This window comes from Staphylococcus auricularis (assembly GCF_001500315.1).
Lineage (GTDB): Bacteria > Bacillota > Bacilli > Staphylococcales > Staphylococcaceae > Staphylococcus > Staphylococcus auricularis.
On sequence record NZ_LLER01000014.1, the window covers coordinates 20,757 to 31,745 of the forward strand.

The 10,989-nt window shown below is 30.0% G+C and carries 10 protein-coding genes and 3 pseudogenes; 1 reads left to right on the plus strand and 12 read right to left on the minus strand.

Features of this window, described 5'->3' with window-relative positions; all coding sequences use genetic code 11:
- Positions 1 to 63 precede the first annotated feature (63 nt).
- The 12 genes and pseudogenes from APS80_RS07930 to APS80_RS07980 all read right to left on the minus strand — a co-directional run bounded on the left by APS80_RS07930 (position 64) and on the right by APS80_RS07980 (position 10,761).
- On the minus strand, positions 64 to 1,266 hold the full coding sequence (locus APS80_RS07930; RefSeq protein WP_059107741.1) for a GTP-binding protein: 1,203 nt from the start codon (positions 1,264 to 1,266) through the stop codon (positions 64 to 66).
- Between the two features lie 322 nt (positions 1,267 to 1,588).
- A complete protein-coding gene (locus APS80_RS07935; protein ID WP_059107742.1) occupies positions 1,589 to 2,332 on the minus strand; it encodes an HAD-IIB family hydrolase in 744 nt (247 codons plus the stop codon).
- A gap of 601 nt (positions 2,333 to 2,933) precedes the next feature.
- Positions 2,934 to 3,389: pseudogene (locus APS80_RS07940) on the minus strand (putative polysaccharide biosynthesis protein); the annotation flags it as partial.
- Between the two features lie 589 nt (positions 3,390 to 3,978).
- Positions 3,979 to 4,326 (minus strand): ArsR/SmtB family transcription factor, encoded by a 348-nt coding sequence (locus APS80_RS07945; protein WP_020364445.1) that lies wholly within the window; start codon positions 4,324 to 4,326, stop codon positions 3,979 to 3,981.
- An 18-nt stretch (positions 4,327 to 4,344) separates the two neighbouring features.
- Positions 4,345 to 4,962, minus strand: a complete 618-nt coding sequence (locus APS80_RS07950) for a CadD family cadmium resistance transporter (protein ID WP_059107744.1) — start codon at positions 4,960 to 4,962, stop codon at positions 4,345 to 4,347.
- Positions 4,963 to 5,305: 343 nt separating this feature from the next.
- Entirely contained in the window at positions 5,306 to 5,866 is a 561-nt protein-coding gene (locus APS80_RS07955) for a recombinase family protein (RefSeq protein WP_031588353.1), read from the minus strand.
- Positions 5,867 to 5,885: 19 nt separating this feature from the next.
- On the minus strand, positions 5,886 to 6,722 hold the full coding sequence (locus APS80_RS07960; protein ID WP_059107745.1) for an AAA family ATPase: 837 nt from the start codon (positions 6,720 to 6,722) through the stop codon (positions 5,886 to 5,888).
- Positions 6,715 to 8,154: a Mu transposase C-terminal domain-containing protein gene (locus APS80_RS07965; protein ID WP_059107748.1), complete on the minus strand. Its 1,440-nt coding sequence runs from the start codon at positions 8,152 to 8,154 to the stop codon at positions 6,715 to 6,717. Before APS80_RS07965 ends, APS80_RS07960 begins: the two co-directional genes overlap by 8 nt.
- A 69-nt stretch (positions 8,155 to 8,223) precedes the next feature.
- Positions 8,224 to 8,367 (minus strand): hypothetical protein, encoded by a 144-nt coding sequence (locus APS80_RS10765; RefSeq protein ID WP_088401729.1) that lies wholly within the window; start codon positions 8,365 to 8,367, stop codon positions 8,224 to 8,226.
- 24 nt (positions 8,368 to 8,391) lie between these two features.
- Positions 8,392 to 9,447, minus strand: a pseudogene (locus tag APS80_RS07970) (methyltransferase domain-containing protein).
- Positions 9,448 to 9,466: 19 nt separating this feature from the next.
- The gene (locus APS80_RS07975; RefSeq protein WP_059107746.1) at positions 9,467 to 10,351 is read right to left on the minus strand and encodes a permease; all 885 of its coding nucleotides are present in this window, start codon (positions 10,349 to 10,351) and stop codon (positions 9,467 to 9,469) included.
- An 89-nt stretch (positions 10,352 to 10,440) separates the two neighbouring features.
- Positions 10,441 to 10,761: an ArsR/SmtB family transcription factor gene (locus APS80_RS07980; RefSeq protein ID WP_031588348.1), complete on the minus strand. Its 321-nt coding sequence runs from the start codon at positions 10,759 to 10,761 to the stop codon at positions 10,441 to 10,443.
- A gap of 87 nt (positions 10,762 to 10,848) precedes the next feature.
- Between APS80_RS07980 and APS80_RS10635 the strand changes: the two are divergent.
- Positions 10,849 to 10,989 (plus strand): annotated as a pseudogene (locus tag APS80_RS10635) (IS6 family transposase); the annotation flags it as partial.

Consider the following 10,989-nt stretch of genomic DNA (forward strand, 5'->3'; position numbering starts at 1 on the left):
CGATAAAAAGTGGAGAAGCACACGCTTCTCCACTCATCGTATATATTGTTACGAATTGAAGTCTTAAGTTTTTGGCACGATCTCCCAGCCATAAGGTTCGTCTAAGGCAGACCAGTCACCACTAAATTCTTGTGTATCAAGTAAACAAGCATCAAGTGATTGAGTAATTGCCTCTTTATCTAAATCTTGACCAATAATTACAAATTGAGTATGTCTGTCTCCAAATTCTGGATCCCATGTGGCTGCGACATCAGGACGATCTCGTAAGATCATCCGTTGACGAAATTCTGGCATACTAGCGACCCAATAAGTCACAGGATAGAGATGACATGCAGATCCTGCTGTTGAAAGTAAGCATGCCACATCATTATATTGTGCCAACCAGACAATACCTTTGGAACGAACAATATTTTTAGGTGCAGTTTCAATCCATTCTTGGAAACGTTCTGCATGAAATGGCATACGACGTTCATAGACAAACGATGAAATGCCATATTCTTCTGTTTCCGGTGTATGGTTCGCGTGCCCACCTTCTGTTAATTCTTTCAGCCAGCCCGCTGAATTACTCGCTTTTTCGAAATCAAATAATTGGGTGTTAATGACATCGTTTAAATCAACTTTCCCATGTTCTGTACGAATAAATTTAGCTTCTGGTTGCAGTTGACGCAGAATTTTTTCTAAACGTGTTAAATCTGCTTCAGCAACTAAATCTGTCTTATTGAGTACAAGGACATCACAGAATTCAACTTGATCGATGAGTAAGTCAGCGATAGATCGCTCATCACCCTCTGCTGCACCTTGATCGCGATCAACTAACAAATCTTCAGAATTAATATCATTGATAAAGCGATTCGCATCAACGACGGTTACCATCGTATCTAATCGACACATGGAAGTTAAATCAATACCGAGTTCATCATCCATATACGAAAAGGTTTGTGCAACAGGCACAGGTTCAGAAATACCCGTTGATTCGATAACGATATAGTCAATACCGCCACGTTTCACTAATCTCTCAACCTCTTGAAGTAAGTCTTCGCGCAGTGTACAGCAAATACATCCATTAGATAATTCAACTAACTTTTCATCTGTACGAGAGAGGCCTCCCCCATCTGCCACGAGATCTTTATCGATATTCACTTCACTCATGTCATTCACTATGACTGCGATTCGTAGCCCTTCTCTATTATTAAGTATGTAATTAAGTAATGTGGTCTTCCCTGACCCTAAATAACCACTTAATACTGTTACTGGAATTTTTGCCATTCATGTTCAACTCTCTTTCTAAATCGCAATAATTACGATTTGTATTATATTAGACCTCCTCACTTTTGGCAATCATAAATGAAACATCCTCTAACCTGCTGATTATTTAGTGAATTTTCTTTTTCTATCTGTAGTAAAATTAGAGCTAGTTAATAATTTTTTTGCTAAGTCATTATCAATAACTATCCGTGAACTTAAAGATTCATCCCCAAAAAATTCGATCTTGAAATCCATTTGTCTTTTCTCTAATTAATTCTTTAACTTTTCTTCTACTATGTTTCATTGCATCTTTCAATTCAAGCATTATTAATAAACCTACCTTTTAATAAATTTTCAAAGAGTTCGCCACAGCACAAGAATCATTTTTAATAATTTTTACATTATTGGGATATATCCTATTTTTTATTTCTCCGATATAGTAAGCTTCCTCAGCATGTTGTAATAACTCAAAATCATTTATATCATTACCATACGCAATATAATTATCAGTGGTAATGATTTTTTTTAGTGTAGTAAATTTGTTTATGTTTTTAGCAGTTATATCAATATTGTTTTCTTCTTTATGGTAATTTATTGTTAAAAGTTCTTTGTAATTTTTCAGAATATTTTTTATATGATTGAACATTTTTCCTTCTAAATTAACCAGTATAATTTTAATAGGTTCAGTAATATCTTCTATATTGATATTTTTAGCTAAACAACTTGGATCTAGTTGTCTGTATATTTTATTACTACGACTAATTTTCGCAGAATAATCAAAAGGTCCATCAATAATATATTCTAAATCATTTTCTATAATTAGATTTTTTATATCTTCAAACACATTTTTAGATATACTTTTGACTACTGAAATTTCATTATTAATAGACACTATTGAGCCATTTCCACCTATTAAAATATGACTATCAAACCCTTTAACAACAGGAAGTAAGTCTCTTATCGGTCTTGCAGAAGCGAATATAAGTTGATGTTTTCTAGAAATCCTTTTCAATTCTTTATATAAAAGGTTTTCTATAAACTTTCCATTAAAACATATTGTCCCATCAACATCCATTACAAATATCATACACATTTCTCCTTGTATCAAATAAAATTTCTCATAAGAACCAGGTTCTGTTCCAAATCATATGTAATGCTTTTTTACAAGCATAATTATATTATGTGTAAACAAAAATATAGGAAAAATAATTCATATCTCAAATGAATAAATGTTTTCTACCAACAAAAGCTAAAAATTTATATCTTTAACATTAAAGAATTCTTTATGATTAGTTAAAGCGATTTGGAATTCGTTCAGATATAATTTCTAGAAAATCTAAAATAAAAACAATCACTTATTCTTAAACGGATTGCTTCAAATATATACTGAGCAGTGCCATTCTAGATTTTTCAAATATAGAAAAGAAAACGGTGGTTACTATTATAAATTTTAACTAGTAATCACCGTTTTTAGGCAAAAGTGTTTCATATTGGGCTAATCATATTATGAATTATTCCCATTCAATCATAAACTTCATTTTATACAACATCATATTCTTTCAAAAAACCTTTATATCAGCGATTATAGTTACAAACTAATAAAGTCAATATTCATACACTTGCCCTTATCATCAAAATTATGCCCTTTTTTCGCCCTTAAAAGTTATCTTCTATTCGTTTAACTAATCTCATTTTTCAAGACCTAACTTAAATCTAATTTTATTTGGTATATTTCCTAAAAATGGGTCTGCCAATCTTGCCCTCATAGTCATACTACCGTAGACCAAAATACCTACACCTATACTAATTACAAGAATAGTCAGCGAACCAATTTTTGATTCTGTTGAAATGAATAATTGCAAAATAAAAAATGTTAATTCTACTGCAATCATCATGATAAAACCATACATAAATATTTTTCCAAAATGTAACCAAGTTTCGGAAAAATTAAATTTCGCATATTTTTTAAGTATATAAAAATTACATATTACTGCAAATAATAATGCTATTGCTGTACTTAAAATTGCTCCAGTTGAGTGGAAAGTTACAATTAAAGGAGTATTCAGTATTATTTTCATCACTACAGCCGCTAAAATTACAAAAACAGTTAATTTTTGTTTATCAATCCCCTGTAACATTGAAGCTTAATTTTAGAGAACGAATATTTTCGTTTTCTAATGCACTGACTTAGTGCGTCAGCATTTTTATTATTAATTAATACGCTCACATTTGAGCTGAGTAAATATATAGAGCTATTCAGTTCTATTATTGAACCCACATTGGGGCTGTGTATAAATCAATATCCCCAAATTTGAGGATATTAAGCTAAGTAGATAATACGTCCACTTACGGACACATTTAACGAAACCACATTGGGTTCGGTTATACACAAAAAGGTACCCCTAATTTGGAGCACCCTTTATTCTAATATCAAACCACTTACCTATTTTAAGGTACTGGTTACAAACCTACTTTTAAATCTGTTTGTAACTTTATGAAATGTACAGTTTTGACAAGTTAAAAAGACTACATCTAACGGATACAGTCATTTAAAGGATACTCAATTTTGAGTAGTACATTTCAGTAGATACATTCATTATCTTTAAGAAAACTATAATTGTAAATGTTAAACATCTACTTTTGTGTTTATAAATCACACTTACATTTATTTTTTTATTTTAGTATTATTTCTGTATAATATCAAAGCAAAAGGAAACTCGTTTTCAACTCGCTTCAAAAACCCTCCTGATTTTTAGAGAAAAACTCTCTTATTTCATCGTCTTTAATAAAATAATATGCCATCTTTCCCTCTTTATAAAAATCAAGCACCTCATTTTTATATAAAAGTCTTAAATGATGTGAAGTTGAAGCAATACTCATTTTCAATATCAAAGAAATATCACAAACACACAACTCATCTTCTTTAATCAAAGATAATATAATTTTCAATTTCTTCTCATCACAAATTTTTTCTAAAATGTTAAGTAATTTCTTAGATTTATCATCTTCTAAAAAACTTAAAGCATTGTTAACTTTATCCTCATGTACACAGATCACATCACAAGCATTTTCATAACTCATATGAAATCACACCCTAAATTAAAATATAAATCCTAAAATTGTTTGAATAGTGTCATTTTCTATAATGATAAATAAGCCTAAAGCTATATAAATAACAGCCATAATCCAACGACCAAATTTCTCAACAATTTCTCCAACTCCTGGAATATTAGCTAATTTTTGTGCAGTAAATACCAAGAAGAAAATTAAAATTAAAAAGACAAACAAAGTAATTAATAAATTAGTAACACTTAATGTCACAAAATACGGAACAAATAAACCAATATTATCAGCACCACAACTTGCTATCGTAACAATTGCAATCGTACCAACTAATTTAGACAATCCTTTTTCATTCAATTCTTTTTTAGCTCTCTCTTCTCCGTCACTATCACCATAAATAGCCACCTTAATTCCTAAATAAATCGGTATTAACCCTAATAATCCTAATATCCATTTTTCAGGAACATAATTTAAGACAAAAGCAAAGAATAAACTTATGACAATCAATGCCACAGATCCTACATATTGACCAATATAAATATCTCGATATTCTTTCCTAGTCTTTGCTCTAGCAAAGAACATTAATAAAATCACTAATAAGTCAAATGCTGTCGCAATATAAAGAATAGCAGCAGTTACAATAGTCTGAATCATAATTACACTCCATTCAAAAATATTTTTGAATTTATTATAACTTATATATTTAAATAATCATAGATACTTTATTCCAATTGCTTTATTGACGTTGAGCCTCGGAACCCTTAACAATCCCTAAACTTGTCGAATGGTCGGCTTAATAGCTCACGCTATGCCAACATTCGTCTACAAGTTTAGTTAAGGGTTCTTCTCAACTTCAATAAATTTTCTCGGTATAAATGCGTGTCTAATCTTTTTTAGAAAGACTAATCTGTCAGTTTTGGAGTTATATGGCACAAATTTTGTGCTTTAAATGGCGCAAAGCAGGTAGACAATTATATAACTGTTTACCTGCTTTCTTTTATAACATTTCTTTAATTATTCTATAAATGGAACTCCTACTTAATCCCGTCATTTGAGCAATTTCTTCACCTGTATATTTATCACTATCATATAGTTGTTTAATATAATACCTTTGGCTTTTTTCAACTTTTTGAGGTCGTCCTCCTTTTCGACCTTTTTCTCTAGCGGCTTTCAAACCATTTGACGTTCTCTCTTGCACTAGAACTTTTTCGGATTCTAGCAACATTTGGAATACTCTAATAAAGTATTGCCCATATTCATTTTGAGTATTTATATTCAGATTAAGTACTTCTAAATGGAGGTTTTTCGATATTATTTCGTTATCTATGAAGTCCATAAACTGTTTTGGCGTTAATCCCAAAGTTTTTAAGTCATTTATAACTAAAATATCATTCTCTTTTAATTCTTCTAAACAACTTTTAAGTTCTATTTGGTTTTTACTATAAATATTTACTTTCTCAGAAAAAACTAAATCACATCCATTGATTAACAAATGAGTTATCTCAACATCTAAATTTTGGTCAGTATAAGGTACACGTGCATATCCTATTTTTCTCATATACTACAGCCCTTTCAAATTACTCATTTTCTCCTATTAGTAAGCCATCTCTAGCAGTTTCTATCACTTCAACATTTATTTTATTCAATTCGTTAATCTCCATAATTCGTATAATTTGAGAAAATAATCTTTGTACTAATCTAAAATTACCATTCGTAATTTTTATTACCGTATTAATAGATTCATAATCTTCAAAATCCTCATAACTTAAAGGTAAGGAAAGCTCCTCCCACCTATATTCTAAAACGTGTTTTAATTCATCGTTGCTTAATTTTTCAAATTGATGACTAAAACCAATACGGGAATATAATTGAGGATACCTTGACAATCGTTTTTCTATACCTGGCATACCGATTAAAACAACACCAATATCAAGTTGATCATAAATATCTCTAATAATCTCTAGTGTTTTATAATTTAGTCTATCAACTTCATCAATAATAATTAAATCAATTTCATAATTACTTGATTGTATTCTAACAAGTTCTTCTAATCCGTTAAATTCCTCTTGTCTTTTTAATGATCGATATCCAATTTCCCCTAATGTTAATTCACTAGCCAAGTTTAATAATTCTTTATAAATTCTTGAAGGTCTAACAGGAGGGGCAGTATAAAAAATGGTTTTGCAATTTAGAAATTGATCATCATGTACATTACTTCCTTTATCATCAGCTTTTTGATAATTAGTAATGATTGGGTTTACATAGTCCCAATTTGCATAATATTGTGCAGAAAATGTTTTACCTACACCGGGATTTCCGTAACAAACCCCCATATATTTATACTTAGCGCAATTATCACAAAATTCTTCAAATCGACGGTACTGCTTTGTTTCAACAAAAGTTTTATTAGTCATTTTTATACCTCTTTAGTTTTGACTTTTTAACTTGTTTTGCGTTATTACTTAATTCTTCATTTGATAGTTTGGGACGATTAAGATTTTGAACGAGGTGACGTGTACGAGTAATACTTTTTCCTAACTCTCTTTTTTTATTTGCTCTTAGTCTTTCGATTTCTTTTATACTTATACTTTGGTTTTCTAAATCACTGCAATATGCAATACTTAAAAATTGATTGTTTAAATAGACTCGAATTTCTGAAATATCTTGAGGATCATATCTTATAAAAACTTCTTCTGTTATATAAGCAATGAGGTTAGTAGAAAAATACCTTAGTCCTTTAAAATAGATACCATCTTTGTGTATTTTTCTAGTTTTGCTTGTAGTTAATAATAGTAAATCTAATAATTCTCTAGATTCAGGTAATTGTGGGAGAAAGTCTGGTTGATTCCATTTCTGCATCGGTTTTTCTTTTGTTGTTCCATGTTTACGATAATGATATTCGTTTATTATAAAGTGCTCAAACTTATTATTAAGCTCTTCCAAAGTAAGATGTTTTCTTGACTTTTTATTTTTTGTATAACCAGGAAGTAATTGAAGAAACATTAAATTAACTGTTTGAAAAAAACGTTCTATTTTTCCTCTGCCTTTTGGTATACCTATTTTGGAATATATCAGTTCTATTTTGAGGTTAGCTGATACTTGTTGCATATGTTCTGAGGTATAATCTTTGCCATGATCAGTATAGAATTTTTCTGGTATGCCACAAATTGGCCAATTTGAATTTCCTTTTTTCCATATTGCTTGTCTTAGAACAAGTGCTGTTCTTTCAGTGTCTGGTGATCCAAACTCTATTCTGAAACCTGCAATTGCTCTGCTATAATCATCTAAAACAATTGTTAACCAAGGTCTTTCAATTTCATTCTTTTCATTTAATACTTCTATATCCAACATAGTATGATCAGCTTGCCAAATTTCATTGGGACGTTGGCACTCACGTAAAAATATACCATCGTATTTTTCAGCATACTTTTTTGAGTTCATATTTGAATAAGCTTTTAAGTTTTCAGGTATTCGCTTAATAATATTATAAACTTGGTAATAACTAGGTTCAGGAATCCTCTTATTGTTACACCACTGCTTTGTTTTGCGATATATAGAAGCTATAGAAATTCCTCTGTTACTGAAATACTCGTTCTGAACAAAATTGATAATATCTCCATCTATCTTTATTCGATGTTTATCTTTTCTCGTTTTATCTGTAAGGCCAGCTAATCCATCATTTTTGTATCTATTAATCCAATTATAAAGCGTACGCTTTGGTATTTTTGCTGATTTGCTAACTGTTCTAACTGATTTTAAGTTTTTTAAATAAGGTTCAAGGACACGATATCTTTCCATAGCTTTTTTACGTTCTTCTTCTGTAAAGTCAGCTAAATTTTGAATCATTTCAGCACCTCCATTAAAAAAAGGAAGCATACTGTTATGCTCCCTAATTTAATTGTTAATGATACGCCATTAACAACAGCCTTTATTATTCTGTTGATCTTTACTTGTATTCTCTTTTTTACTCTCTTTATTTTCTTCAATTTCAACGGAACAACAAGCTTGCTCTTTAGGTTTTAATTTAGAAATAGCTTTTTTAAATGCGTTTTTTTCCATTTTAACACCTCCTTTAATTGTTATTTAGCAACCACATGATGTGTCGCAACATTCTTCTATATCAATAGCTTCTTCATTTTCATTGATAAATTCAAAAACATCTTTATAAGGCGACTATTTTAATATATTAAATGTTTTTTCACATACAAAAGTTCTTTCTCCACGCTCAAATATATGATCATCATCTTTTTCAATATGTTTAAATGGACCTTTATATATAACAGATTATCCTTTATCAATACAAGGACCTTCTTTACCTTTATGAGCTATAATCGTCATGCTTCTAAAATCAATACCTTCTATAGTAGTCCATGTACTTTCACGTTTATCTATTTCTACACCGTAAAATCCTCCATTTTCGAAAGCTTCAATAAAAGATTTTTCTTCAATAGCGCCTGAATAACAACCACTCCACAAGTCTTCATCTTGTCTCAATTGTTCTGGTACTTCTACGCTAGAAACAATATCTGAGATAACGGCTTTTCCACCATCTTTTAAAACACGATAAATTTCCTTGAAAAGTTCCTCTTTTTCTTCAGTTGAAACTAAGTTTAGAACACAGTTAGATATAACCACGTCTATGCTATTATCTTTTATCATAGTCATTTCGTTTTCTAAGTAATTAATATATTGATTGATAGATTGATAAGTACCTAAATCTCTAGCAGGGTGCACTTGTAAATATTTATCTAATACTTCTAAATCTAATTTTAAATTTTGAATCTTTCCTTTATAAAAACTTACATTGTCATAACCAATTTTTTCAATCATTTGATTTTGATATTTTTTAGCAAGATTTAACATATCATCATTCATATCTACGCCAATAACTTTACCTGTTTCACCGACAATTTGAGAAACTATATAAGGAACTTTTCCTCCGCCAGAACCTAAATCCAAAACGGTATCTCCTTCTTGAATCTTACCTAAAGGAGCGCCACAGCCATAATCTTTTTCTATGATTTCATCGGGTATGATTTTTAAGTATTTCGTATCATACTCTACTGGACAACATAAATTTTCTTCATGATTTTTTGCAGCATTTCCATATCTATTAATTACTGACGTTTCTGGATTCATTAATTTATCCCCCTTAAATTTAAATAATCATATTAACAATTAGTCCTGTAGCAATAGCTACAACTAAAATTGCGATAACAAATGATATTACAAATTTTTTCTTGAATAACTTAGATAGTAATACAACTTCTGGAATACTTGCGCCAGCACCACCAATGATCAACGCCACAACTGTTCCTAGTGACATACCTTTTGATACTAATGCTTCAGCTATAGGTAACATTGTTTCGGGTCTGATATACATAGGAATACCGATAACAGAAGCAATCAAGACTGATATAAAACCATCGCCACTTGCATACTTAGTTATAAATTCTTCCGGTATGAATCCATATATAAATGCGCCAATAAACACACCAATAAATAGATAAGGTAACATTGGATATAAAAACGCCCACGCATCGTTTAATGCTTGTTTAAAACGAGACCCTGTTTTATTAGCAAAAAATCCGTCTCCTTTAACATTAACTCCTTTATAACTGTTAGCTAAATTCATTTTTGAAAATACTAAACCTGTTAAAATACTAAAAACTGCTAGTACTATAAAATAAACAATAGCAACTTTCCAACCTAATAAAGCCCATAACATAAATATCATTAATGGATTCATTAACGGTGAAGCAATTAAGAAACTCATTGCTGGACCAAAAGGAACTTTGGAATTTAATAGACCTGCAAGTATTGGAATAGTTGAACAAGAGCAAAATGGTGTAACAGCACCAAATATCATACCTAATATATAATTGACGGCTTTATTAGGTTTGCTCAAAAGCTTTTTAATTTTTTCTTCTGAAACAACTTGTTGAATCAGACTTACTATAAAACTCACTACTATAAATAGTAATAATAATTCAAAAAATAACATCAGAAATGTTTTTATGAATTCCATAATTGAATCTACCATTAGTATAACGCCTCCGAATTTATTTAATCAACTTTTCTTGATATAATAATCAAAAAAAATTGATTAATTCTATGTTAAAAAGAAGATACTTAAAGTATCTTACAGCAAGTATCTTCTTTTAAAACCACCTGTATTTGTTGCTCATTAATTTTATAATAATTCCATGTGCCATGCTTTTCAGCAATAAGAATATTTGCATCTACTAATTTTTTTAAATGATAGGAAAGTTTAGATTGTTTTAATGCTAATAATTCTTCTAGATCACAAACACATAAAGATTTTGAATCACTTTGACGTATTGAATGTAGAATTTTAAGTCTGATTTTATCAGCGAGCGCATTAAACATTTGTTCATAAAAGTCTAATTGTTCTTCCTCAGTTCTATTAGGACTGGACTGAATAATTTCCATTAAATAATCACCTCTCTTATATATAGATATTGGTTCTGTTGCAAAGTTGAATTTATAGTATAATTTTAACAAAAAGGAGTCTTCTGTATGAACTATTTCAGATATAAACAATTTAACAAGGATGTTATCACTGTAGCCGTTGGCTACTATCTAAGATATGCATTGAGTTATCGTGATATATCTGAAATATTAAGGGAACGTGGTGTAAACGTTCATCATTCAACGGTC